28 protein-coding genes and 1 riboswitch are annotated in these 24,702 nt (G+C 58.1%); of the genes, 18 read left to right on the top strand and 10 right to left on the bottom strand.

Annotated features, from left to right (window positions below; genetic code table 11):
- Window positions 1-97: 97 nt before the first annotated feature.
- The 3 genes from KO498_RS16435 to KO498_RS16445 all read left to right on the top strand — a co-directional run bounded on the left by KO498_RS16435 (window position 98) and on the right by KO498_RS16445 (window position 2,977).
- Window positions 98-1,834 carry a carbamoyltransferase family protein gene (locus KO498_RS16435; protein ID WP_289847850.1) on the top strand — a complete coding sequence of 579 codons (1,737 nt, stop codon included), beginning with the start codon at window positions 98-100 and terminating at the stop codon, window positions 1,832-1,834.
- Window positions 1,831-2,670 carry a polysaccharide deacetylase family protein gene (locus tag KO498_RS16440; protein WP_215961008.1) on the top strand — a complete coding sequence of 280 codons (840 nt, stop codon included), beginning with the start codon at window positions 1,831-1,833 and terminating at the stop codon, window positions 2,668-2,670. The genes KO498_RS16435 and KO498_RS16440 overlap by 4 nt, the downstream gene beginning before the upstream one ends.
- A gap of 103 nt (window positions 2,671-2,773) precedes the next feature.
- Window positions 2,774-2,977, top strand: coding sequence for a hypothetical protein (locus KO498_RS16445; RefSeq protein WP_215961009.1), 204 nt, complete (start codon window positions 2,774-2,776; stop codon window positions 2,975-2,977).
- A gap of 4 nt (window positions 2,978-2,981) precedes the next feature.
- Here the strand turns inward: KO498_RS16445 and KO498_RS16450 are convergent, their stop codons facing one another.
- The 3 genes from KO498_RS16450 to KO498_RS16460 all read right to left on the bottom strand — a co-directional run bounded on the left by KO498_RS16450 (window position 2,982) and on the right by KO498_RS16460 (window position 5,889).
- Window positions 2,982-3,593: a (d)CMP kinase gene (locus KO498_RS16450; RefSeq protein WP_215961010.1), complete on the bottom strand. Its 612-nt coding sequence runs from the start codon at window positions 3,591-3,593 to the stop codon at window positions 2,982-2,984.
- Window positions 3,593-4,939, bottom strand: a complete 1,347-nt coding sequence (gene aroA, locus KO498_RS16455) for a 3-phosphoshikimate 1-carboxyvinyltransferase (RefSeq protein WP_215961011.1) — start codon at window positions 4,937-4,939, stop codon at window positions 3,593-3,595. The genes KO498_RS16450 and aroA overlap by 1 nt, the downstream gene beginning before the upstream one ends.
- 77 nt (window positions 4,940-5,016) lie before the next feature.
- The gene (locus KO498_RS16460; protein WP_354667674.1) at window positions 5,017-5,889 is read right to left on the bottom strand and encodes a hypothetical protein; all 873 of its coding nucleotides are present in this window, start codon (window positions 5,887-5,889) and stop codon (window positions 5,017-5,019) included.
- 122 nt (window positions 5,890-6,011) lie between these two features.
- Here KO498_RS16460 and miaB point away from each other — a divergent pair, with 122 nt between their 5' ends.
- The gene (gene miaB, locus KO498_RS16465; protein WP_215961012.1) at window positions 6,012-7,325 is read left to right on the top strand and encodes a tRNA (N6-isopentenyl adenosine(37)-C2)-methylthiotransferase MiaB; all 1,314 of its coding nucleotides are present in this window, start codon (window positions 6,012-6,014) and stop codon (window positions 7,323-7,325) included.
- A gap of 105 nt (window positions 7,326-7,430) precedes the next feature.
- Here the strand turns inward: miaB and KO498_RS16470 are convergent, their stop codons facing one another.
- The 3 genes from KO498_RS16470 to KO498_RS16480 form a co-directional block, all read right to left on the bottom strand.
- The gene (locus tag KO498_RS16470; protein ID WP_215961013.1) at window positions 7,431-8,612 is read right to left on the bottom strand and encodes a hypothetical protein; all 1,182 of its coding nucleotides are present in this window, start codon (window positions 8,610-8,612) and stop codon (window positions 7,431-7,433) included.
- 349 nt (window positions 8,613-8,961) lie between these two features.
- The gene (locus tag KO498_RS16475) at window positions 8,962-9,360 is read right to left on the bottom strand and encodes a CopD family protein (RefSeq protein ID WP_252731511.1); all 399 of its coding nucleotides are present in this window, start codon (window positions 9,358-9,360) and stop codon (window positions 8,962-8,964) included.
- A complete protein-coding gene (locus KO498_RS16480; protein WP_215961014.1) occupies window positions 9,357-9,641 on the bottom strand; it encodes a DUF3817 domain-containing protein in 285 nt (94 codons plus the stop codon). Before KO498_RS16480 ends, KO498_RS16475 begins: the two co-directional genes overlap by 4 nt.
- A 92-nt stretch (window positions 9,642-9,733) precedes the next feature.
- Between KO498_RS16480 and KO498_RS16485 the strand changes: the two genes are divergently transcribed.
- The 14 genes from KO498_RS16485 to trmB all read left to right on the top strand — a co-directional run bounded on the left by KO498_RS16485 (window position 9,734) and on the right by trmB (window position 20,983).
- Window positions 9,734-10,342 (top strand): TetR/AcrR family transcriptional regulator, encoded by a 609-nt coding sequence (locus KO498_RS16485; RefSeq protein WP_215961015.1) that lies wholly within the window; start codon window positions 9,734-9,736, stop codon window positions 10,340-10,342.
- A 44-nt stretch (window positions 10,343-10,386) separates the two neighbouring features.
- The gene (locus tag KO498_RS18440; RefSeq protein ID WP_354667675.1) at window positions 10,387-10,620 is read left to right on the top strand and encodes a YdeI/OmpD-associated family protein; all 234 of its coding nucleotides are present in this window, start codon (window positions 10,387-10,389) and stop codon (window positions 10,618-10,620) included.
- A 437-nt stretch (window positions 10,621-11,057) separates the two neighbouring features.
- The gene (locus KO498_RS16490) at window positions 11,058-11,564 is read left to right on the top strand and encodes an OmpA family protein (protein ID WP_215961316.1); all 507 of its coding nucleotides are present in this window, start codon (window positions 11,058-11,060) and stop codon (window positions 11,562-11,564) included.
- 13 nt (window positions 11,565-11,577) lie between these two features.
- Window positions 11,578-11,928 (top strand): hypothetical protein, encoded by a 351-nt coding sequence (locus tag KO498_RS16495; RefSeq protein WP_215961016.1) that lies wholly within the window; start codon window positions 11,578-11,580, stop codon window positions 11,926-11,928.
- 197 nt (window positions 11,929-12,125) lie between these two features.
- Window positions 12,126-13,109, top strand: a complete 984-nt coding sequence (locus KO498_RS16500) for a PhoH family protein (RefSeq protein WP_354667682.1) — start codon at window positions 12,126-12,128, stop codon at window positions 13,107-13,109.
- A gap of 111 nt (window positions 13,110-13,220) precedes the next feature.
- Window positions 13,221-13,715: an rRNA maturation RNase YbeY gene (gene ybeY / locus KO498_RS16505; RefSeq protein WP_215961018.1), complete on the top strand. Its 495-nt coding sequence runs from the start codon at window positions 13,221-13,223 to the stop codon at window positions 13,713-13,715.
- Window positions 13,716-13,752: 37 nt separating this feature from the next.
- Window positions 13,753-14,667: a hemolysin family protein gene (locus KO498_RS16510; RefSeq protein WP_215961019.1), complete on the top strand. Its 915-nt coding sequence runs from the start codon at window positions 13,753-13,755 to the stop codon at window positions 14,665-14,667.
- A gap of 1 nt (window position 14,668) precedes the next feature.
- Window positions 14,669-16,135 carry an apolipoprotein N-acyltransferase gene (gene lnt, locus KO498_RS16515; RefSeq protein WP_354667676.1) on the top strand — a complete coding sequence of 489 codons (1,467 nt, stop codon included), beginning with the start codon at window positions 14,669-14,671 and terminating at the stop codon, window positions 16,133-16,135.
- A 44-nt stretch (window positions 16,136-16,179) separates the two neighbouring features.
- A riboswitch (SAM-SAH riboswitch) is annotated at window positions 16,180-16,229 on the top strand.
- Window positions 16,230-16,235: 6 nt separating this feature from the next.
- On the top strand, window positions 16,236-17,417 hold the full coding sequence (gene metK / locus KO498_RS16520; RefSeq protein WP_215961020.1) for a methionine adenosyltransferase: 1,182 nt from the start codon (window positions 16,236-16,238) through the stop codon (window positions 17,415-17,417).
- 14 nt (window positions 17,418-17,431) lie between these two features.
- Window positions 17,432-18,067 carry a hypothetical protein gene (locus tag KO498_RS16525; RefSeq protein WP_252731512.1) on the top strand — a complete coding sequence of 212 codons (636 nt, stop codon included), beginning with the start codon at window positions 17,432-17,434 and terminating at the stop codon, window positions 18,065-18,067.
- 10 nt (window positions 18,068-18,077) lie between these two features.
- The gene (locus KO498_RS16530) at window positions 18,078-18,710 is read left to right on the top strand and encodes a DUF1963 domain-containing protein (RefSeq protein WP_215961021.1); all 633 of its coding nucleotides are present in this window, start codon (window positions 18,078-18,080) and stop codon (window positions 18,708-18,710) included.
- Between the two features lie 41 nt (window positions 18,711-18,751).
- On the top strand, window positions 18,752-19,603 hold the full coding sequence (locus KO498_RS16535) for a bile acid:sodium symporter family protein (protein ID WP_215961022.1): 852 nt from the start codon (window positions 18,752-18,754) through the stop codon (window positions 19,601-19,603).
- Complete coding sequence (locus tag KO498_RS16540) at window positions 19,600-20,229, top strand: glutathione S-transferase family protein (protein ID WP_215961023.1); 630 nt, start codon at window positions 19,600-19,602, stop codon at window positions 20,227-20,229. The genes KO498_RS16535 and KO498_RS16540 overlap by 4 nt, the downstream gene beginning before the upstream one ends.
- A gap of 31 nt (window positions 20,230-20,260) precedes the next feature.
- Window positions 20,261-20,983 (top strand): tRNA (guanosine(46)-N7)-methyltransferase TrmB, encoded by a 723-nt coding sequence (trmB, locus tag KO498_RS16545; RefSeq protein ID WP_215961024.1) that lies wholly within the window; start codon window positions 20,261-20,263, stop codon window positions 20,981-20,983.
- A gap of 266 nt (window positions 20,984-21,249) precedes the next feature.
- Here the strand turns inward: trmB and KO498_RS16550 are convergent, their stop codons facing one another.
- The 4 genes from KO498_RS16550 to fabA all read right to left on the bottom strand — a co-directional run bounded on the left by KO498_RS16550 (window position 21,250) and on the right by fabA (window position 24,647).
- On the bottom strand, window positions 21,250-22,038 hold the full coding sequence (locus KO498_RS16550) for an enoyl-ACP reductase FabI (protein ID WP_215961025.1): 789 nt from the start codon (window positions 22,036-22,038) through the stop codon (window positions 21,250-21,252).
- A 5-nt stretch (window positions 22,039-22,043) separates the two neighbouring features.
- On the bottom strand, window positions 22,044-23,273 hold the full coding sequence (fabB, locus tag KO498_RS16555; RefSeq protein ID WP_215961026.1) for a beta-ketoacyl-ACP synthase I: 1,230 nt from the start codon (window positions 23,271-23,273) through the stop codon (window positions 22,044-22,046).
- Between the two features lie 171 nt (window positions 23,274-23,444).
- Window positions 23,445-24,068 (bottom strand): thermonuclease family protein, encoded by a 624-nt coding sequence (locus KO498_RS16560; RefSeq protein ID WP_215961027.1) that lies wholly within the window; start codon window positions 24,066-24,068, stop codon window positions 23,445-23,447.
- 69 nt (window positions 24,069-24,137) lie between these two features.
- Window positions 24,138-24,647, bottom strand: coding sequence for a bifunctional 3-hydroxydecanoyl-ACP dehydratase/trans-2-decenoyl-ACP isomerase (fabA, locus tag KO498_RS16565; RefSeq protein ID WP_215961028.1), 510 nt, complete (start codon window positions 24,645-24,647; stop codon window positions 24,138-24,140).
- Window positions 24,648-24,702: the final 55 nt, after the last annotated feature.

Consider the following 24,702-nt stretch of genomic DNA (forward strand, 5'->3'; position numbering starts at 1 on the left):
TTTGCAAGGGTGCTGCGCGCAAATACGCTTCCCCGTTGAACCCGCATTTTGCCGGTGATACCCTCGCCCTAATCGCGCAATCTCGGAAAGCCCTCCATTGTATACTCTTGGCCTCGCAACAATGGACAATTCCGCCGCTGCCCTCATGTGCGATGGCGTTCTCGTAGCTGCGGTTGAAAACGAGCGCCTCACGCGCGTCAAAAACGACGGAGCATTCCCCTTTGACGCCATCGACGAAGTGCTGCGCATCGGCGGGGTAACCTTTGCAGACTTGGGCCAGATAGCCGTCTACTGGCAACCGTGGCGTCTGCGTGGGCGCACTCTGGCGACGATAGGCAAAATGCTGCGCTCTCCAGCCACGGCCTTAAGCACTTTCTCGCGCGCGGCGCAGCTTTTCCGCCGCTCCGCCGCAAGCGAAGAGCCCTCAGGTTCGTGGTCTGATCTCTTCCGACTGCGCCGCAAACTCGCCGGCCGATACGGCGCATGTGACGCCGGGATCAGCTACTTTGATCACCACCTTACCCACCAGCTCTATGCCGAAGCCATGCGCGACTGGAACAGCTGCATTTCGCTGTCCTATGACGGCGGCGGGGAAGACGCCTCCTCCGTGCTTTCAGTTGTGCAAGATGGTGCGCGCAAAGAGCTGTCCCGTCACCACTGGCCAAACTCTTTGGGCCACTTCTACTCAGTGTTCACAGGCTTTCTCGGCTTCAAAATGCTGGAAGGTGAATACAAAATGATGGGCCTCGCGCCCTACGGCGAGCCGGTCTGGAAAGACGCGATCCTTGAGCACATCCTCACGCTTGAGGCCCGCGGCCAATACCGGCTCAACACCCGTTTGGCCGACTATCACGCCGCCTTGAAGGGCCGCTTTCACCCGCGGCTTTCCGAGCTCTTCTGCCCCCCCCGCGCAGCAGATGAAAAGCCTAGCCAAGAGCACATCAACATGGCCGCGTCCGTGCAAGCCGCCTATGAGGAAGCACTCGCGCATCTCACCGCACCCGCGCGCGAAAAACACCCCGATATCAAACACCTGGCCCTCTCCGGCGGCTGCGCGCTCAATGTCACAGCCAATGGTAAACTCCTGCAATCGGGCTTGTTCAACGAGGTCGCGATCCCTCCCGCCCCCCATGACGCGGGCTGCGCCATCGGGGCTTGCATCGCCGCTTCAAAAGCACCTGCCGACCTCGCCTCAATCCGCACACCCTACCTTGGCGCAAGCTATGACGATGCCGACATCATCGCCGCGCTTGAGGCGCAACTCAGCCGCCTGCCTGCACCACTTTCCAACGAAACGCTGACAGCCCAAACCGCGCAGCGTCTCGCAAATGGCGAGATCATCGCATGGTTTCAAAGCCGTGCCGAGTTCGGCCCCCGTGCTCTCGGAGCACGGTCGTTTCTCGCCGATCCGCGCCGCGATGGCATCCGTGAAGAGATCAACCAGAAGATCAAAAAGCGCGAGCTTTTTCGCCCCTTCGCACCCTCTGTTACAGAAGAGGCCGCCAGCACATTTTTCGAGCTAGACCAACCCAGCCCTTACATGAACATTGTCGCGCGCACACGGCCTGAGAAGCGCGAGGCAATCCCCGCCGTCACACACACCGACGGCACCGCGCGTGTGCACAGTGTCACCGCCGATGCCAACCCGCTTTACCACGCATTGCTCACGGCCTTTGGCAGCCTCACAGGGGTTCCCGTGTTGCTCAACACCAGCTTCAATATCCAGGAACCGATCGTCTATTCACCCCGGCACGCTCTGGCCACATTCCGCGAGAGCGGCGTCGATGCTTTGGTTATCGGCCCATATATCGTCACCCGCGACTTACTCACATGAATAAGTTATTCTTAAGTATTGATTTTGAAGATTTTTCGCATGACTTAGGCCGGGACTTGGGGCTGTGGATAACGCGGCCCCTGCGCATCAAAGCGCTTACCGATGCCTATGCCGCCATCGAAGCTTTTCTGCAAAGCCACAACGCTGCGCGCGTGACATTTTTCTGCACAGGTATTATCGCCGAGCAAGCTCCGGAACTGATCGCCCGTATCGCAAGTGATGGCCACGAAATTGCCTGCCACTATCACTTTCATGACTGCGTCGACAGCCATACGCCCGCGCAATTCGAGGCCAATCTCGCAACCGCACTCAAGGCGCTTCGCGCAGCGTCAGGCCAACCCGTCACCGGCTTTCGCGCGCCCAAGTTTCGCATCCCGCAAGACCGGCCTGAGTACTACAATGTGCTGGCAAGACATGTCGCCTATGACAGCTCGTTTCTGTGCCGAACCAAGGCCCAAGCAACCGCCTTTGCGGCCTCGCTAGATGCCCCGCTCAGCATCCTGCCGATCTATTCAAGCCGCCTCCGGCTTGGCGGCAGTTACACAAAGCTCTTTCCGCGTTTTGTCACGGCCAAGATGATCGCCAACGCCCGCACGGGCGGCCTTACGCCGCATATCTACTTGCACCCCTACGAGTTCGTCGCCGAAGGCAGCTTCGTGCTCTCACAGCAGGAACTCGCCCCGCTCGGCTTCGCAAAAGCCGCCTACTGGCACGCCCGACAAGCCCAGTGGCACCGCGTCGGGAACCGCGGGCTCGCGGCAAAACTCTCGCATTTCGGCAACAGCCACGGGTTCGGCGGCAGGCTTCAGGACGGCCTGCAAGCGCTTACAGCTTAGCCTCCAAAACCAAGGGCACTACCAAAAGCAGCGATACACTTGCCAACAACCTCAGATTGTTGAATGTTCACCCCATTAAAGTGACTTTTTAAGGAGATCAATAATGCGCCAGATTGGTGGCCTCATGGCCTTTTTCGGCATCTTTGCTATCGTTCTCGATTTTCTAGATCGCGTCCCGTCTATCCTGTTCTGGATATACAACTGGGGCAACGGGCCTGCATGGGGGATCAAGATCGGCCTCGTTGTCATCGGCGGCCTGCTCTACGCACTCGGCGGTGGCGCCGAAGAGGAAAGCGGCGAAGAGTAGCCCTTTACGGCTTCACGATCCTGCTGATTTCGGCGATGGCCTGAGTGATAGCACCGTCGACAGTGAGCTCGGATGTATCCAGAATGATCGCGTCTGCGGCGGGCTTTAGCGGCGCTTCACTGCGGTTCATATCGCGCTCATCGCGTTCTTTCACATCCGCCAGAACTTGTTCCCGGCTCACATCGGCCGCCCGGGCTTCAAGTTCCAGAAACCGCCGCTCGGCCCGCACTTCAGCGCTGGCTGTCACAAACAACTTGGCGGTCGCGTCGGGGCATATCACCGTGCCTATGTCGCGCCCGTCCAGCACCGCGCCGCCCGCGCGCCGCGCAAAAGCGCGCTGAAAGTCAACAAGTGCCTCGCGCACCTCGGCAATAACCGCAACACGGCTCGCCGCCTGAGCAACATCGGCAGTGCGCAGGCTTGCATTGTTCAGGTCTTCAGCCTGCAATGTTCGCGCCGCAGCTACCGGTTCGGCTCCGTTCAGAACCTTCGCCCCGACCGCGCGGTAGAGCAGCCCGGTGTCAAGATGCGCAAACCCGAAATGCGCCGCAACCGCCTTTGAAATCGTGCCCTTGCCAGCCGCCGCAGGGCCGTCGATAGCGATCGTAAAGCCCATTAGACGCGCTCGACCACAGCGCCAAGCCCGCCCATCAGGCTCTCGAATATCGGAAATGACGTTGCAATCGGCCCGCCGTCATCAACCGTCATTGGCGCTTCAGAGGCCATGCCCAAAATGAGAAACGACATCGCAATGCGGTGATCAAGCCGGCTTTCAACCGTCGCGCCGCCAGGCACTTCGCCAAAGCCGAGCCCTTCAACTGTCCACCAGTCTTCGCCCTCTTCAACAGTTATGCCCGCGGCGCGCAAGCCCACAGCCATCGCGTCAATCCGGTCGCTTTCTTTTACGCGGAGCTCCTTCACGCCGCGCATCTCGGTTACACCCTCAGCAAAGCAAGCGACAACCGACAGCACAGGATACTCGTCAATCATGCTCGCTGCGCGGTCTGGCGGCACAGAAATGCCCTTCATGTTTGGGGAGTAGCGCGCCCGCAAATCAGCGACAGGCTCGCCGCCCTCCTCACGCAGGTTCTCATAGGTTAGCTCAGCACCCATCTCTTGAAGCGTGGTAAACAGCCCCGCGCGCGTCGGGTTGAGGCCGATGTTTGGCACCAAGACATCAGAGCCCTCCGTGACAATCGCCGCACATACGGGGAAAGCCGCCGAGCTCGGATCGCGCGGCACAACAATCGTTTGTGGCTTAAGCTCGGGCTGGCCTTGCAGCGTGATAACACGGCCTTCCTTGGTCACTTCAGTCGTAATTTCAGCACCGAAACCCGCCAGCATCCGCTCGGTATGGTCGCGCGTTGCTTCCTGCTCGATCACCACGGTCTCGCCCGGCGTGTTCAACCCGGCAAACAGCACTGCTGACTTCACTTGCGCGCTCGGCACAGGCACCGTGTATGTCACCGGAACAGGGCTACGCGCGCCGACAATTGTCATCGGTAAACGCCCGCCTTCGCGGCCAACTGTCTGCGCACCGAACAGCGCCAGTGGGTCAGTGACCCGCGCCATAGGCCGTCCGTTAAGCGAGGCATCACCCGAGAATGTCGCAGTAATCGGGCATGTTGCCATCGCCCCCATGATCAGCCGCACGCCGGTGCCCGAGTTGCCGCAGTCAATCACGTTTTCCGGCTCGGCAAAGCCGCCAACGCCAACACCCTCAACCCGCCAGTTGCCGTTGCCAAGGTTCTCAACAGTCGCCCCAAAAGCTTGCATCGCGCGGCCGGTATCAAGCACATCTTGCCCTTCAAGCAGGCCGCTAATACGCGTCTCGCCGATGCTCAAAGCACCCAAAATAAGCGAGCGATGCGAGATCGACTTATCGCCAGGCACATGTGCCTCGCCCTTAAGCCCAGCGCTCTTACGTGAAATCATTGGAATGGGTGCGCCGTGTGACGACATATCAGGCCTCGCAAACTTGTTGCGGCCTGTCTAAACCAGCCTCACCCGAAGGTCTAGAACCACAGTTAAAACCACAGTTAGAACCACTGGCCCGTTTCCATCAGCCCCAAGTCAAGCAATTGCCGCGAGTGCCATTCAAACGGCACCGAATTGTGCCAGGTGAATGTTTTGATATCAAACGTCGATCCGGGGTTGCGCTTCAGCGCCTTGGCCGTGCGGAACGAAGCGACAGATGCCGTCAGGTTGTTGTGCCAGGGGCAAGCGTAGGTGTTATATTCCTCGTCATTAAACGTATGGTCTTCTCGCAGTTTCAAACCCGCCTTGGCCCGAAAAAGCGAGACGCGGTCGATCTTGCGACGCGGCATCGGAACATGCTCCTCAAAACGCCAGCGTAGCCCGCCGAAGAAATCAAGTTGGCGTTCTTTCGGGTGGTTGTGGTTGGCAGCATCGGGGCGCGCGAGCGCATAATAACCTGACTTGTCAATGAAGGCGCGATCAAGCGAAACCGCATCAGGGAAGCTCTGCAAATCGTCGGCATAAAGATCAACCACATATGAAAGCATCGCATCACGGCGCTCTTCAGTGTGGTAGGCCAGCATTTCAACGACAGTGCGCGTCTCGCAAAACGGGTAAAACAGGTACTCCGCGTTGTAGCAGTAAAACATCCACTGTTTGTCAGCCATGCTGATCACCGTGTTTACAGCTGTCTCAAGCGCTGCATCAACGCGCATATCGTAGCGCACACGCACGACTGTTTCCAACAAATCTGCGGGCAGCGAAAAGCCGTCAGGCATAAAACAGACGACCTGCACAAATCCGAGCTGCTGATGGTGGCGCAGGGTTGTATCAAGCTCGGTTTCATCCTCCGCAAACACCAGTGCGATCGGCCCTTTAGAGACCAGCTCCGCACCCGAACTCTTAAACTCTGTAAGACTGTCGAACTTCTTCACGCACATCACCTGCATATTTTGCGCTAGAATCGGTTAAATCATCGTGCATTGCAAGTGGCCTCTGTTTTATATAGGCCCCGCACAACACATACGCCCGAACATACGCCCGAAGGAACAAAGCCATGTCAGCGCCTAAAAAGCTCTTCATCAAAACATACGGCTGCCAGATGAATGTCTATGACAGCGAGCGTATGGCCGAGGCTCTTGAGGGCTATGAGCAAACGCAGTCGCCCGATGATGCCGACATGATCCTGCTCAACACCTGCCACATCCGTGAGAAAGCCGCCGAGAAAGTCTACTCGGAACTGGGCCGCTACAAGGTGCTCAAAGATGCCAAGCCTGATCTCAAGATCGGCGTTGCGGGTTGCGTGGCTCAGGCCGAGGGCCAAGAGATCATGCGCCGTCAGCCTCTTGTTGACTTGGTCGTTGGCCCGCAGAGCTACCACCGCCTCCCCGAGATGGAAGCCCGCACCCACAACGGCGCCAAGGTGGTCGACACGGACTTCCCCGAGGAAGATAAGTTCGAGCACCTCAAGGCGCGCCCCAAAGCCAAGCGAGGCCCGTCCGCCTTCCTCACCGTGCAGGAAGGCTGCGACAAGTTCTGCGCCTTTTGCGTGGTGCCATACACCCGCGGCGCCGAAGTTAGCCGCCCCGTTGATCGCATCCTCACCGAGGCGCGCGACTTGGTTGAGCGCGGCGTGCGCGAGATCACCCTTTTGGGGCAGAACGTCAACGCCTATCACGGCGCGTCATCGCAAGGCGAGCAAAGCCTCGCGCAGCTCATCTGGGCGCTTGATAAGGTTGATGGCCTTGAGCGCATCCGCTTTACCACGTCTCACCCCAACGACATGACAGACGAGCTGATCGAGGCCCACGGCACCTGCGACAAGCTCATGCCCTACCTGCACCTGCCTGTGCAGTCCGGCTCTGATCACATCCTCAAACGGATGAACCGCAGCCACACCCGCGACAGCTATATCCGCCTGATCGAGCGCATCCGCGAAGCCCGCCCAGATATCTTGTTGTCAGGCGACTTCATCGTCGGCTTCCCCGAAGAGAGCGACCAGGACTTTGCCGATACGATGGATCTGATCCGCGAAGTGAACTACGGCCAAGCCTACTCGTTCAAATACTCGCCCCGCCCCGGCACCCCTGCCGCCGAGCGCGGTGAAGTTGACGCCGCCGTGGCTGATGCACGCCTGCAAGAGCTGCAAGCCCTGATCGCCCACCAGCAGAAAACCATCCAAGACAGCATGGTCGGCCGCGAAGTTGATGTGTTGTTTGAAAAGCCCGGCCGTGACGCAGGCCAGATGATGGGCAAATCAGGCTACCTCCACGCCGTGCATGTGGCCGACTGCACCGCCCAGCGCGGCGACATCCGCAAAGTGCTGATCACCGAAAGCCAACGCAACTCGCTGGCGGGACGGCTGGTCTAAGACGGCTATCCTACGACGCGCCTCGAAACGGCGGCTGTGCGGACTTAGTTGCCGTTGAATGCTTGAGATTCAATGTCCGTTACTAGAAGAAACCTAGTCCAGATCCTAGCATGGAAGATTGGGGAATACGGCGTATCGCGTCATTGGTTGCCCGTCGCTACGGTAAAGGTCGTAAGCATAAGTCGCTGCATTTTCCTGAAACGCCAGTAGCGCCGCGCGCTCATCGGAACCGCAAACAACCCTTCGGATGTGCTGGTACAGATGGCGATCCGCACTAACGTTTGACTCATCCCGAAGACGCGCCATCTCGGACGTGGACTTTGCGCTGAAGATGAAATTGATTATGCCGTCCTTCATCTCGACCCCATTGAATTGGGAGATACGTTGAGGGATTATCTGAGCAAGGTTAGCTGTCACGTGGGCATATGCCCGCTGAACAGCAGCGTCATGTTCCTCCGGATCATCGAGCCATTGCTGCATCAACCGGTATTGCACCAAGCGCGGTGCGTCCCGCGTATCAACGGCGGATCGTGACCAGCCTTCACCCTCTCCACCGACTTCGATTATGCGGTCTTCTGTCAATTCGAAGGCAAAAACTTCAACCTGCTGTGGCTCTTCGTTAATGACAAACACGCAGGCCATAAAACGATCCTCTGGCTTGGCGATTTCAATGGACCAAATTCGCGCCTCGGCAATGCACCGTTCGCGTGGGTAGTCCATCGGTTGATGGTTCCGGCTCGCCCATATGACGCCTATCACGGCTGGCTTGGCAGTTGAAATGTCGTAGCTACGCGCAGCACCCGGCCCTTGCTCGTCCAATACCCGACAGACAATGTATTCTGAATATCCCGTTCGATACCGCATGCTTGGCGCAAGGTTTTCGCCCCTATGCGTCTGCAGGCACGTGTTGCCAAGAACAGGCGACACTTGTGGATTATTGGCAATATATGGGAGCCAATTTGCGATCCAAAGCGTGCCGAACCCATCGTAGAATGTGTTGTAGTCGGTTGGGTAGTGAAGGTCGAAAACTGTCTCTGCGCCGTCCGCATCAGCAAAAGTGATGTTCGCGTGGAGTTGGCCAGTATAAGTGTATCCATCAAGCGGCTCCACGCTTGCTGAGGCTGTCACGTCATAGCTTATTTCGACTGACCGACCGGACACCCCGGATTTGATCCGCTGAAAAGTGTCATAAAGCCCCTCGGTTGAGACAAGGCCGGTCATCGTCAGGACCGCGCCTCCCATGAACACGATAGAGACGAATAGCTGTAGTAAGGTTGAGAGGCGCATGGGGTCATTGGTCCTTCATAGTTTTCAACGATGAAACAGCGCGAACCAGTCAATAATAAGGCTTACCGCGTTCCTCAATATGGCTTAAGCTGCCTTCTAAAGCGGTGTGGTATTGGACCTAGGTGATAGCATATTGCTAACAAACGGCCCTAACCGAACAACTGCACCGCGCCTGTTTGTGCTGACCTGAAGGTAGAGCGTCTCTCACGAAATACGGTCGCTCAAAAAACCGAGCACTGATGTCAACTGTGCGGTCTTTGCCGTCGTTGCGTTTCCTCATTTGAGCGTCAGCTACTATTCATTTGCGAAAAAGAGAGCCTAGCCCCAATCTAGCAACGCGATGCAATAGTCATGGCTTGATCGTCACAAGAAGGATGATCAACGTCAAAAGGGCCAGCCCAACAAACAGAAATGCCTTTCCGTTGGGCTTTGCCTCACGCGCGTTGTCCTGAACCGCTCGGCGCAGTTTACCGACCAGAGCACCATGCAACCCCGCAAGGCCAAGCACGAGCACAATCTTCATCCCCAACCATGCTGATGTAAACCAGCCGCCCTGAACCCCCAGCGATATGCCTAAAAGCAGAGCGATGATCATCGCAGGAGACGACACCGCCCTGTCATAGGCTTTCAACGACTTCATATGGATCAAGGCTGGATATCGTAGTGCGAGGGCAACTGCGGCCATCCCGCCGACCCAAACAAAGAGTGCAATCAGATGTGCGGCTTTGGTGAGATCGTAGAGCATCATTTTTCTTCCATTTTTCGGCGCAGCCAGCGCTCGTTGACAAAGCCACCGAAGGGGATCATCGCACCGACAAAAAGGCGCGCGGCCCCAGTCCAGCCGATCAGGCCTTCCGCCCAGGATCGGATTACGAACCAGAGGAAAATCACGAAGGCCAAGCCATGGAATGGCCCCATGACAGAAACGAATTGCGGCATACCTGCAAAGTATTTCAATGGCATCGCCACGCAAAACAGGGTGAGGAGTGTCAGGGCCTCGAAAATAGCGGCACGCATAAGGCCAATCATAAAGGATACTCCGAATCTCTATGTGTAAACGTATGTTTACTTTACGGTGAGGTCCGGCGCGTGTAAACAGTTGTTCACACGGAGGGATAGCAGTGAAAAAAGCCGGCATCGTAAAAGATCGCGCCGCGACCGAGGCCCGCATTCTCCATGCGGCACGCACCGTGTTCGCCCACCGCGGATACGATGCAGCCGGGCTACGCGAGATTGCGGAGGTGGCCGAAGCGAACCTATCGCTGATCAGCCGGTATTTCGGCGGCAAAGAGGGGTTGCTGGCTGCATTGACCGATCAGTTCGTGGCCAGCCGCAGAGAGGGAGAGTTGTCCTATCCGCCGCAGGATACCTTGGAAGGCGAGATATACAGCTACCTGCATGCAAAGCTACGCGACGATCTGAAGGACGAAGACATCGTGCGGCTGATCGTCAGCCGCGCCGCCATTGATGCCGAGTTTCGAAATATGGGAGGTGTGCATATCGATGGTCTCGCGGATCAAAATTTTCGCGCCCGTGTCAGACGGTTACAGGATAGCGGCAATGTGTCATCAGATATGGATGTCGACTTGTTGTTCACTGGGGTCATGCATGTGTCTTTCTCGGTGAATTTCTTCGGCGCGATCGTTGTGGGGCGTCCAGACACGGAAATTGACGCACTCTTCTACGGGTTTGCGGCAGCTTTGGCGCAGGGGTTTCCGGTTCGGCATTAGAAGGGCATTTGGCAAGGGTATGCCCCATGCTGGTATAATAGTCAGTGGGACAAAGCCAACGCGGGGTCCGCGGATATGAAATCCCCGCGGATTTCCTCTCGGTACTGAAGGCAAATCCAACCACGCACGAAGGTTGCCAAACACCGCCGCGTTCCAGGCATTTTGAAGTTTACTCGTCTTTGATCTCTGCACGCCGCGAAGCGAGCCTTTCGCAACGCATGCGCGCGATCATCGGAAAACTGGCTGAGACTTTGGCATCCCCTCATAGCAGACTTTAGCTGCAAAAGCTGCAAAGCAGAAATTAGGCACTTTAGCCTCAACCCCGCCATTCGCTGCAGAACCCTCCACAATCCGCTATGAACCCGCTTGGCATGCTCAACAAAGTTAGCCACTGCAACCAAGTGCCGCCGACCGCCGCCCTGAAGTGATTCCCTTAGCAGCGCTGAGAAGCTTCACCATCGGTCGGTACAAATTGCCAATCGGGCAAAAACACCGCTTGTTTTGGCAATTCCGCATGAATGACCACAAGATATTGTAATATCAGCGCTTCACAACCCTAACAAATTTGTTAAACTGCTCTTCATAAGTGTCAGCTCCACTTGCACTAATTTCGGTGTGGAGACTGGCGGGGGTAACAACATAAGGGACACCGGCTGTGGCGAATTTGCTTTCCAAATCAGTAACCAGCCTCGCTGCCTTTGCTCTTGGCGCGGCGATGACCGTCGGCGCCGTTGAAGCGCAGCAAGGAACACGCGTCGTAACAGGCGAAAGATATGCACCAACGATCTGGGTCGACCCGGACGGATGCGAACATTGGGTCATGGATGACGGCTTTGAAGGCTATATGACACCGCACACAACCCGTCAGGGTATCCCGGTCTGCCACCGTGGTAACGTTTGCGGCGTGATGAACTCCGATCAGTTCTTCGCCACCAACAGCTACCGCATTAGCGCGTCAGGCAAAGCCACGTTGCAGCAGTTCTTCCGCTCGGCACAGGCCACGTCATTCATCATCGCCGGCCACACCGACAGCCGCGCCTCTGATGCCTACAACATGAAGCTCAGCTACAACCGCGCCAACGCCGTTGCAGCAGTTGCCAAATCGACCGGTGCTCGCATCGCCGATGTGCGCGGCTACGGCGAGCGCATGCCCGTCGCTTCAAACGGCTCAGCGGGTGGCATGAGCCAGAACCGCCGCGTCGAAATCATCTGTGTACGTTAAGGGGACAGCGATTATGAAACTTTTCCAAATCACTGCGCTCGTAACCAGCGCATTCGTGCTTTCAGCTTGTACAGAAGGCGTTATCGCCGGTCTGTCAGGTGAAGGCGGCGGCGGTCGTGTCAACACCGACAAAACATTCGACTACGGCCAAGGCCCAAGCGAAGAAGAGCACCTGTCAAACCTCGTCGCAGGCATCTGGGTTGATCCAAACGGTTGCGACCACTGGATCATCGACGATGGCATCGAAGGCTACCTCTCGCAGCGCCTCGACAAATACGGCAAGCCGGTTTGCTCAGGCATCGCACCGCCCAATACGGCCATCGGCCCGTATAAAGGCGACCAGACAGTCAACGATCCGCTCTAAGGTTGTTTAGCGAACACAACAATTTAAAGGCCTCGGTGTTTACGCGCCGGGGCCTTTTTAATCGAACCGCCCAGTGCCGCGCCCTATGCCTAACCAAAGACGTTCTCAAGCCAACCAACCACTCTCAGGAGATCTGATTGACCGCCTCAACACAACCGCCCTTCGCTGACACATCTGTCTCTGACCCCGACAAACTCATAGAAACCCACATCGAGTTCCCAGACAATCGCCTGCTCGTCGAGCTTTGCGGCGAGTATGATCGCAATCTTTCGGACATCGAACAAAAGCTCGGCGTTCAGATAGTGCGGCGTGGCAACCAACTGGTGATCATCGGTGACGAAACCACAGCCAAAGCCGCTGAGGATATGCTCACACATCTCTACGAACGCCTTGAAGAGGGCCGCACAGTCGAGCCCGCAGACATTGACCGCGAGTACAGGATGGACAACCGCATCGGCAACACCAAGCCCGCAAAGCCCACCGCACCGGGCGGCCAGATCGAGATGTTCAAAGCCGGCCGCGTCGAGATCAGAACCCGTAAAAAAACTGTCGAGCCGCGCACCGACGCCCAAAAGGCCTACGTGCAGGCGCTCTATGAAAACGCCCTCGGCTTTGGCATCGGCCCCGCTGGCACCGGCAAAACCTACCTCGCGGTCGCCGTCGGCGTGAACATGTTCATCGAGGGGCATGTTGATCGCATCATTCTGTCCCGCCCTGCTGTCGAGGCTGGCGAGAAGCTAGGCTATCTGCCCGGCGACATGAAAGACAAAGTCGATCCCTACATGCAGCCGCTTTATGACGCGCTCAACGACTTTCTGCCAGGCAAGCAACTGGCCAAGCTCATTGAGGAAAAACGCATCGAAATCGCCCCGCTGGCCTTCATGCGTGGCCGCACGCTCTCCAACGCCTTTGTGGTGCTCGATGAAGCCCAGAACGCCACCGCCATGCAGATGAAAATGTTCCTGACGCGTCTGGGCGAAGGCTCGCGTATGGTCATCACCGGCGACCGCTCCCAAGTTGACCTGCCCAAGCACATCACCTCGGGGCTGTCCGACGCCGAGCGCCTGCTCAAATCCATCGACAGCATCAGCTTCAACTACTTTACCGCTGATGACGTCGTGCGCCACCCTCTCGTCGCCGCGATCATCAAAGCCTACGACAAAGACGGGCCAGTAGGCTGAGCAACGCCAGCTCCCACCTTTTTCTTGGTAAAAATATCCTGGGGGGAGGTCACAAACTCGTTTGTGACCTGGGGGCTGGCCCCCATTCTTCAAATCCTTTAGTCCCGCTTTATGCTCGTTGATCTGATCCTTGAGGCCCCTGATTGGGAAAGCCATAATCTCGCCGCCCTTTCCGAGCGTGCCGCGACAATGACCTTGGCGCACCTCGGCCTTTCCGCTGCCAACCACGAAATCGCCCTGCTCGCCTGCAATGACGCGCGCATTGCCACGCTCAACACCGACTTCCGCAACAAGCCAACGCCGACAAACGTGCTCAGTTGGCCCGAGGAAGACCTCTCCGCAGCCCTCCCCGGCGCGGCCCCCGGCGTGCCCGACACAACCGGCCCGTCAGAGGGCTTCCTCGGGGATATCGCCATCGCCTATGAAACCTGCGCCCGTGAAGCCGCCGAACAGGGCAAGCCGTTTGCCGCCCATGTGACGCACCTCATCGTGCATGCGACCTTGCATTTGCTCGGCTACGACCACATACGTGACGAAGATGCCACGCTCATGGAAGCGCTCGAAGTTGAAATACTTGGCAAACTGGGGCTCGCTGACCCATATTAGACGTGTAACAGCGGGAATCCCGCTCAGGAAAGGTGCCATGGGCGACAATTCAGACGGATCTTCTAGCGCAGCGCTGAGCGCGCAAGAAGACAAAAAAACGGCAGCGGCATCCCCCGCTGATCCCAGCAGTAACAGCAGTTTCTTTGGCCGTATCATCGGGGCGCTCAGCCCCACCGATACCGGAGAACCGCTCGCCGAAGCCCCCCGCTCCAACGCCGGCCCCGACTTTACCCATGGGGTTCTCAACCTGCGTCGCATGGCTGTAGAAGATGTGATGATCCCGAAGGCAGACATCATCTCCGTGCCCGCCACCATCACCAAAGACGAGCTCGTCCAAGTCTTCCGCGACAGCGGCCTCACGCGCCTACCCGTATTTGAAGACACGCTCGACACGCCCATCGGTATGGCTCACCTCAAGGACTTCGCCCTTGGCTACGGCTTCAACGGCGGCTCCAAGGGCCGCTTTGCGCTGCGTAAAATGCTGCGCCCGCTGATGTTCGTGCCACCATCCATGCCAATCGGCGTGCTCTTGGCCAAAATGCAGGCCGAGCGTAAGCACATGGCCTTGGTGATCGACGAATACGGCGGCGTTGACGGGCTTGCCACCATCGAAGATCTGATCGAACAGGTTGTCGGTGAGATCGAAGACGAACACGACGCCGAAGATGCCGCCCTCTGGACACAAGAGCCCGACGACAGCTACCTCGCGTTTGCCAAAGCTCCGCTCGACGAGTTTGAAGCCGAACTCGGCCTCTCGCTCACCGATGTAGAAGACGTAGATTCTGAGGAGATCGACACCCTCGGTGGCCTAGTCTTCATGCTCACAGGCCGTGTGCCGGTGCGTGGCGAGGTGGTCAAACACCCGACAGGCGTCGAGTTTGACGTGATCGACGCTGACCCGCGCCGCATCAAACGCTTGCGCGTGCGCCCTCCCAAACGTTCAAAGGCCTAACGTGTCGGCTTGGCGCGATCGCGGCTTTGTGCTGCTGAGTGGCGTGATCGCCGCGCTCGGGCTGGCTCCCTTTGCCATGTGGCCTGTGGCCCTGGCAGGCTTTGCGGTCATCTTCACGCTCACTCAAGCCGCCGCGACACGCCGCGCCGCGGCCCTCACGGGCTGGTTTGCAGGGCTCGGCTACTTCGCCTTTGCCCTGGTCTGGATCGTTGAGCCGTTCTTCATCGAGCCATGGAAACACGGCTGGATGGCGCCCTTCGCACTGCTGTTCATGTCTGGCGGTCTTGCGCTGTTCTGGGCCGCAGCCTCCGCCGCTGCCTTCAAACGTGGTGCGCTAGGCTGGGTCGCCGCACTGGCACTGGCCGAGCTTGCCCGCGCCTATGTGTTCACAGGCTTCCCTTGGGCGCTCATCGGCTACATCTGGTCAGAAACCCCACTGGCAATCTACGCCAGTTTCATCGGCTCGCACGGCCTCACGCTGTTCACGCTCGCACTCGCAGCTGCACTCGGAGCAGGCCTAAAAGGAGCGCGCCTAGGCCCAGCCCTTGCGCTCTTGGCTCTGCTTGTCGGCTTCTTTTTTGAACGTGGATATGCTTTCAACTATGCGCATATTCTCCACGGCCCAACCGTCCGCCTCATCCAGCCCAACGCAGCCCAACACGAGAAGTGGGATCCCGAACTGATACCGACCTTCTGGGAGCGCCAGCTTGAATATACCCAAGCAGCTGGCGCCCACGGCAAGCCCGACCTCATCGTCTGGCCCGAAACCGCGATCCCCTGGACGCTGGGCCGCGCGGACGGCGCATTGGAGCAGATAGCAGAGGCCGCAAATGGCACGCCTGTTGTGCTGGGCCTTCAACGCTTTGACGGCCCAAAACTCTACAACTCACTGCTCATGCTCGACGGGCAAAGCACACGCCGCGCGCTCTATGACAAGTATCACCTCGTGCCTTTTGGCGAATATATGCCGCTCGGGAATTTTCTGGCGCGCTTTGGCATTCACGGCCTCGCCGCCCAGCACGGCAACGGGTATAGCGCTGGCCCCGGCCCGCAGCTGATGAACATTGAAGGCCTCGGAACCGCCCTGCCGCTAATCTGCTACGAGGCGGTCTTCCCTCAGGATGTTTCCGCAGCCCCCACGCGGCCCGATTACCTGCTGCAAATCACCAATGACGCGTGGTTTGGTCAGTTTTCCGGCCCGCACCAACATCTTAGCCAAGCCCGCATGCGCGCCATTGAGCAAGGCCTGCCCATGATCCGCGCCGCCAACACCGGGGTCTCGGCAATGATCGGCCCGCATGGCCGCGTTCTCGCCAGCCTCCCGCTGGGCACCGCTGGCTACCTTGACGCGCCCCTACTGCCACCGCTGCCACCAACACTCTACTCCCGCACAGGCGACTGGCTCGCCCTCGCGCTGATGCTTGCTTTGCTGGCAAGTTCATCTCTGTTTTATCGCTTGCGCAACTGATCTTCATTGACATTTCCCTCCGCAAACGCGACGAGGGCCGCATTCAACTGCCCCGACGGCTTCCTGAAGGGGCGGATTAAACAAAACCGGAGCACTTTCAATGTCACGTCAAAATTATGTTTTTACCTCGGAATCCGTTTCTGAAGGCCACCCCGATAAAGTCTGTGACCGCATCTCTGATGCTGTCCTCGATGCCTTCATCGCACAAGAGCCTGAAGCCCGCGTCGCTGCAGAAACCTTCGCCACAACAAACCGCGTTGTGATCGGCGGAGAAGTTGGCCTCGCAGACCAAGACAAGCTTGCCGACTACATGGGCAAGATCGACGCCATCACCCGCGCCTGCATCAAAGATATCGGCTATGAGCAAGACAAGTTTCACTGGAACACTGTCGAGGTAACAAACCTTCTGCACGAACAGTCGGCGCACATCGCGCAGGGCGTTGACGCAGCCAAAGACAAAGAAGAAGGCGCCGGCGACCAAGGCATCATGTTCGGCTATGCTTGCTCGGAAACCGACATGCTGATGCCCGCCCCGATCCAATACAGCCACGCCGTGTTGCGTCGCCTCGCTGAAGTGCGCAAGTCAGGCCAGGAGCCAACGCTCGGCCCCGACGCCAAGTCGCAAATCTCGGTTGTCTACCGCGACGGCGCGCCCGTTGGCGTAAGCTCTATCGTGCTTTCAACACAGCACCTCGACGCCTCCATGACATCGCAAGATGTGCGCGCGGTTGTAGAACCCTATATCGTCGAAACGCTGCCAGATGGCTGGATCACAGCCGACACAGCTTGGCACGTTAACCCGACAGGCAAGTTTGTCATCGGCGGCCCCGATGGTGACGCAGGCCTCACTGGCCGTAAGATCATCGTTGATACATACGGTGGCGCAGCGCCCCACGGCGGCGGCGCGTTCTCGGGCAAAGACCCGACAAAGGTTGACCGCTCGGCCGCATACGTCGCGCGCTATCTGGCTAAAAACGTGGTCGCTTCGGGCATGGCCACGCGCTGCACCTTGCAGCTCAGCTATGCCATCGGTGTGGCCGCACCTCTGTCAATCTATGTTGACACCCACGGCACCGGTAAGGTTCCAGATGCCGCGATCGAGAAAGCCATCGACCAAACGATGGACCTCACACCGCGCGGCATCCGCACACACCTTGAACTCAACAAGCCCATCTACCAGCGCACTGCCGCCTACGGCCACTTCGGCCGCGCGCCAGAAGCGGACGGAGGCTTCTCTTGGGAGCGCACCGACCTCGCCGACGCCCTTTCTAAGGCCGTATAATCAGGATCTTAACCATGTTCACCAGTTGCAAAGTTGCAGCCCTCACACTCGGCCTCGCGCTCACAAGCGCGACGGTTTGGGCAGAGGAGGTGAACATGGTTGATCTCACGGTCAAAGGCGACACGCTGGTTTTTGACACCACAACCACCGAAGACAGCGAAATCGACAAGCCCGATATCGCCGCTTTCCTGTCAGTGCTGCGCGCCAACACAAACATCACCACAGTGCAGCTCAACAGCTCCGGCGGCTCGGTCTGGAGCGCCGAAGAAATCTCGCGCATCATCGTCGACTTCGAGCTCGACACCGTGGTCAACGGGCGGTGCAGCAGCTCTTGTGTCATGCTCTTGCTGGCCGGCACCAACCGCAGCCTGACGCGCGGCTCCAAGATCGGCTTTCACTCGCGCAGCTGGAGCGCGTCTTCAATGCAGCGCTACTACGAAAGCGAAAAAGAAAGCGAAGGCTGGGACACGCCCTTCGAGTTCGGCAGCTGGAGCTACCGCGACACCTATCGCGAGGCCCATGAGTTGCTATCCTACCTCGTCGATCGCGGTGTCGATCCGGTGTTTGCCATCGAGACAATCGCTCTGCGCGAGGAAATGTGGTATCCCTCACGCCGTGAACTAACCGAGGCAGGCGTCCTCACCAACTGAGGGCAAACGCATGAACCGATCAGAGCTAATCGAGCTAATCGCCGCTCAATTGCCCTCCGGGCTTGCCGATCAGGTTGCCACCCTGCTTTTGCCGGTGCTGTTTTTCACCACCGCACCAGACGCGCCCGAACATCACACCTTCTTGGGCGGCACACCTGTCATGTCGGCTGCAATTACTTGGCCCACAGCAGGCCCGCTGCTCAACCCGGCCCCAACCCAGAACGCTGAGTTCTACGGCCAAGAAGTCACAACCCATATCTCAAAAGCCCTCCCCCTGAGCTTCATCGGCCAAATCGACCTCGCCAATGCCCCCGGCTCGGCCCTGCCAGACACAGGACGCCTGCTGTTCTTTTACGACACGATCGCCGGCCCGTATGAAAGCGGCACCCGCTTTGCGCGTGTGATCTGGGACAAAGAGCCAAACCCCGCACCACAGCCCACACCCAAGGCCCTACAGGGTGCCGAGACAGCCTACATTGCCGAGGCCAAAGAGGCCTTGGCGCGTTTTGAAATGCCCGAGATCGACGCAGAAACCATCGCGGTTTTCAAAGCCGCTGGCATGTCAGACGAGGAGATCGAAGCGATCATCAACACGCCTGCGCCCGATCTGATCAACTTTGACGTTACGGAAAGCTATGTTTAAAACATAACTTAAGCCAGGCTCACCGCAAAAAGGGGGACACTATGCTTATCTCGGTCGCACTGCCGCTTTCGCTAGCAATCATCATGTTTTCACTCGGCCTCGGCCTCAAGTTCGGTGACTTTACCCGCGTTGTGGCCCGCCCCGTGCCCGTGGCAATCGGCATCACCTTGCAAATCGCCCTCATACCCGCGCTGGCCTACTTGCTCTTGCAGGTGTTTAGCTTGCCGCCAGCTATGGCTTTCGGGGTGATGATCCTGTCATTTTGCCCGGGCGGTGTGACATCAAACATGCTCACACGCTTTGCACAGGCGAACGTAGCCCTGTCGATCACCCTTACAGCCGTCGTCAGCCTCTTGTCAGTTGTTAGCGTGCCCCTGCTCACAGCATGGGCCGCAACCGCCACACTCGGGGCCCAAGCCCCCGAGATCAACGTTACATCAATCGCTGTCGCCATGTTCGCGATCACTGCCCTGCCGGTGTTCATCGGCCTCATGGTTAGCCAGTTTGCCACCGGTTTCGCCACGCGCATTGAGGGCTTCATGTATAAGCTCGCAAGCGTGCTCTTCTTGATCATCACTGTCGCCGCACTTGCCACAAACTGGGAGCTGTTCATCAACAACATCGGCACGCTCGGCCCGCTGTTGATCACCCTCAATATCCTGCTTTTGCTCTTGGGCGCAGGTGTCGGGCGCCTCACAGGGCTGTCCTGGGCCGACGCAAAGGCCATCGCCCTCGAACTTGGTGTGCAAAATGCCACGCTTGGCATCACAGTTGCGGGCCTGATCTCCATGTCAGAGGGCATCGGTGAATACGCCGTCGCCTCGGGTGTCTACGGCATCACCATGTATATCGTCACCCTGCCCGCTATCTGGCTTACACGGAACAAGACATGATCTTTTACGACTGCTCCACGGCCCCAAACCCCCGCCGCGCGCGTATGTTCATCGCTGAAAAAGGCCTGAACATCGAGACGCGCGACATCTCGATGATCAAAGGCGAGCAACACTCGGAAAGCTTTCTTGCAGTCAACCCGCGGGCCACGATCCCTGTGTTGATCACTGAAGAAGGCAGCGCCCTCACCGAGAACCTCGCAATCGCCACGTATCTGGAAGCCAAGCACCCCAAGCCGCCGCTGATGGGCACCACACCCGACGAGAAAGCCCGCATCATGATGTGGACAGCGATCGCTGAAAGCCAAGGCGGCGCCCCTATCGCCGAAGCCTTTCGCAATGCGCACCCCGCAATGAAAGGCCGCGCCCTGCCCGGCCCTCTAAACCTGGAGCAAATTCCCGCCCTTGCCGAACGTGGTCTCAAGCGGGTAGACGCCTTCTTCACCATGCTGGAAACGCGCCTGAACGAGAGCCCCTACCTCGCCTCCGAGCAGTTCTCACTGGCCGACCTCACCGCATTCGTCTTCACCGACTTCGCCCGCGTGATCAAACAGCGCATCCCCGAAGGCAACAGCGCGACACAGGCATGGTATGACGCCATAAAAGCGCGCCCCTCAGCCAGCCTTTGACAACCGCCGCCTTGCCGCCTAAAGACGCCGCATGAGTGATGATACCCCAAAGAACCACCCCTCCGGAGCGCCTTGGCGCAACTTCTACGGCCGTTTCAAAGGCAAAGGCCTGCGCGCATCGCAAGAAGCATGGCTCGAGGAAGACCTCGCCAAACTCGCCCCCGGCGCTGTGAGCTGGGAAGAAAACCCCGAGCGCACACAGCTCGACCTTGAAGCGCTGTTCCCGGGCAAAGACATCTGGCTTGAAATCGGCTTTGGCGGCGGCGAGCACATGGTTCATCAAGCCACGCAAAACCCCGATGTCGGGTTTATCGGCTGCGAGCCTTACATCAACGGCGTGGCCATGCTGCTGGGTAAAATCCGTGAAGCTGGCTCAGACAACATCCGCATACACGCAGGCGACGCCCGCGACATGTTCGACGTGCTCCCCGACGCAAGCCTGTCGCGCGCCTTCCTGCTCTACCCTGACCCCTGGCCAAAAAAACGCCACCACCGCCGCCGTTTCGTCACCGAAGAACACCTTGCCCCCCTGTCACGCAAGCTCAAACAAGGTGCAATCTTTCGCGTCGCGACAGACATCAAAGACTACGTCCGCCAAACCCTCGAAGAAGTGCCAATGCAGGGCTTTGAATGGCTCGCCGAGACCCCGAACGACTGGCGCACAGCGTGGCCCGATTGGACACCAACCCGCTACGAACAAAAAGCTCTACGCGAAGGCCGAACACCACACTACCTGACGTTCCGCAAAACCTGACTGTTGGAATTTGAGTATTTTTGCGAAAAGAAAAGCCAAAGGTGCGCCCCGTTCCTAAACGGTTATGCCTGACACGAATAAGACATCACCAGAACGAGGCGGCTTTCCCTTCGACGCCCATCGGCTCTCCAGCCTGTGACGCCCGTGAATGTTCACACATCAAGGTTAACGCCCGCTAAACGCGCACCCTTTTTCTTGGTCAAAATATCCTGGGGGTCTGGGGGCTAGCCCCCAGTTTGTCGGATTTGCGCAGCAAATTCGAAGCTTTACAGGTTTTCCTGTTGCGGCATGCCCAGAACGTGGAAGCCCCCGTCAACACGGATTATCTCACCACTGGTGAAAGCCCCGGCATCAGACGCCAAGTAAACCGCCGTTCCGCCGACTGCTTCAAGTGTCGCGTTGCTTCGCAAAGGCGCGTTCTTGTCGGTGTGCTTGAACGTCGCCCGTGCACCGCCAATCGCAGCCCCCGCCAGCGTTTTCATCGGCCCCGGCGAGATCGCATTCACGCGGATACCCTCCGGCCCCAGATCATTCGCCAAGTAGCGCACTGTCGCTTCCAAAGCGGCCTTGGCAACGCCCATCACATTGTAGTTCGGCGTCACCCGCGTCGAGCCCATGTAGGTCAGCGTCAACAACGTGCCGCCGTTCTCTTCCATCATCGGATGCGCACGCCGTGCGACCTCAATGAAGGAATACGCACTGATATCCATCGAGTTCTTGAAGTTATCGCGCGAGGTGTTCAAAATCCGCCCCGTCAACTCGTTCTTGTCCGAATACGCAATCGCATGAACGACAAAATCAATCGTTCCCCAACGTTCCTGAAGCTGGCTGAAGGCGGCGTCCAAAGAGGCGTCATCGGTGACATCAACATCAACCATAAAGTCGCTGCCAACGCGCTCGGCCAGTGGCTCAAGCCGCTTGCCAAAGGCCTCGCCCTGATAAGTAAAGGCCAGCTCCGCGCCTGCCTCGGCCATCGCCTTGGCAATGCCCCAAGCGATCGAACGCTCGTTGGCGACGCCCATGATCAGCCCGCGTTTTCCTGTCATCGACCCCATGCTGTTCACCCTTTAAACTTGCTCAAAATCATCGAGCCGTTGGTGCCACCAAAGCCGAACGAGTTGGTCATCACGCTATCAAGGCCAGCGTTTTCAACGAGTTGCGTGGCAATCTCGCCTTCCTTGATCGCCGGATCAAGTGTTTCAACGTTGATCGACGGAATGATAAAATCATGCTCAAGCGCCAGCAAACAATAGATCGCCTCCTGCGCACCTGTGGCCCCTTGCGAGTGGCCTGTCATCGACTTGGTCGAAGAAATCACCGGCTGCTTGCCGCCTTCAAAGACAGCCCGCACGGCTTCCACTTCGCCAACATCGCCAACCGGCGTGCTGGTGCCGTGGGCGTTGATGTAATCAACCTGACGGCCCTCTGGCAGAGTGGCCAAGGCCAGTTTCATCGCCCGCATGCCGCCCTCGCCGGAAGGCGCAACCATGTCGGCGCCATCGCTGGTCGCGCCGTAGCCTGTGACCTCTGCGTAGATCTTCGCGCCGCGTGCTTGCGCGTGCTCAAGGTCTTCCAAAACCAAAATGCCGCCGCCACCACCGATAACAAAACCGTCACGGTTGGCGTCAAAGGCGCGCGAGGCCTTCTCGGGCGTGTCGTTATATTTGCTGCTCATCGCGCCCATGGCGTCAAACAGGCAAGACAGCGTCCAGTCAAGCTCCTCGCCGCCGCCCGCAAACATGATGTCTTGCTTGCCCATCATGATCTGCTCTGCCGCATTGCCGATGCAATGCAAGCTGGTCGAACAGGCCGAGGTGATCGAATAGTTGATGCCCTTGATCTGGTAGGCTGTTGCAAGGTTGGCTGAAACGGTCGAAGACATACACTTTGGCACCGCAAATGGCCCAATGCGCTTGGGCGCGCCTTTTTCCAACACGGTCTGATGCGCAGTAAGCATAGCGCTCGTCGAAGGCCCGCCAGAGCCAGCCACAAGCCCCGTGCGCGGGTTCACAACATCGCTTTCCTCAAGCCCCGCATCGGCAATAGCCTGCCCCATCGCGATATAGGCATAAGCCGCCCCCGGCCCCATAAAGCGCAGCGTGCGCTTGTCGACGTGCTCGGCAACATCAAGCTTCACATTGCCAGCAATCTGGCTGCGAAACCCGTGCTCGGCCATGTCGGCATTCGCGGTGATCCCCGACTTGCCCGCCTTGAGCGAGGCAAGCACCTCTTCAACATTGTTCCCGATTGATGAGACAACACCCATCCCTGTGACAACTACTCGGCGCATATGAGCCTCCTGTTAAACTGCTTATCTATCTGTAAGACAGCGTGGGCGGGGGGGCAAGGTGCTTGCCGCGCATCGTCGGGCCGTGGTGGGGCGGCCCCGTCGCATTGCAAGGCATGCAATGTGACCCGATGCGCGCCTATGGAGCTATTCGTGCATGTTTCCAACAGCCATTCACCTTGGCTTAGATTGGAGCTGCCTTTGTTTGTCATAGTCAAACTGCTCCCAAACGTGCATCCGGCCTTTTTGCCGTGCATCCGCCAACCACATTTTCTTGCGCGCGTCAGGAACTTCCAAATCACGGTAAATGCCACCGGAAAACTTTGGCCAGTCAATCGCCAACCCCTGCTTGACCAATTCAGCTGAAAGATCACGCCCATCTGGCAAGTAGCATTTTGCAACAGTTCTGCCAAAAGCATCTTGCTCGGTAACTTCCGCGCGAATGGTCTGCCCCTTGCACAAAGCCACCATCGCCCATTTCGACTTAACGCCGAAAGGATGGTTCATTTCTGGCGCATCGATACCAAACAATCGGATCTGGGTTTTTTTAATAGTGATTGTATCGCCGTCAACCACATAGGCCCGACCAACTATTTCTGTCTGAACAGGCGCAGGCCTTGAACTGCTTCGATCAAAAGGCCCGCTTCTTTTTTCTGCGACGGTTCTGGGTTGAACCGTTCTGTGATGGCCTGGATGTCTTAGCCGAGGCGTATAGCGACGCTTGTTCTTATTTCTCAGGACAAGGAACCAAACCCCAATGCCAAGAAACGCTAGCAGAATAAACTCCAAAAGATCCATCCTCCGCAAGATGTGCATACACCGCGCACCCCCACCCTGTGTGCGCATTCACTGCGCAACGCGCGCCCCTCAAGCGTCGCTCAGCGCCACCTTCAGATCGGTCACTTCATAGATCACTTCGCCATCCGCTTCGACGATCCCGTCAGCGACGCCCATTGTGAGCCTCCGCGACTGCAGAGCCTTTTTGAAGTCGATCTTATAGGTCAGCATCTTGCGATCCGGCCGCACCATGCCCTTAAGCTTCACTTCGCCCACGCCAACGGCCATGCCGCGGCCTTCCCAGCCGCGCCAGCCGAGGTTGAAGCCGGTGAGCTGCCACAACCCGTCAAGGCCAAGACAGCCGGGCATGATAGGGTTGCCGGGGAAGTGACAGTCAAAGAACCAGAGGTCAGGCGTGATATCAAACTCGGCCAGAACATGCCCCTTGCCGTGCGCGCCGCCATCATCCGATATCTCGGTGATGCGATCCATCATCAGCATCGGCGGCTCGGGGAGCTGGGCGTTGCCCTCGCCAAACAGCTCGCCACGGGCGCATTTCAACAGGTCGTCACGGTCAAAACTTGAAGGATACTGAGCCATGAATGAAGGCACCTTTCTGTCAACTATAATATGCGTTATCACCCCTCTAGCACCG

Origin of the sequence: Lentibacter algarum (assembly GCF_018860975.1) — a bacterium.
Lineage (GTDB): Bacteria > Pseudomonadota > Alphaproteobacteria > Rhodobacterales > Rhodobacteraceae > Lentibacter > Lentibacter algarum_A.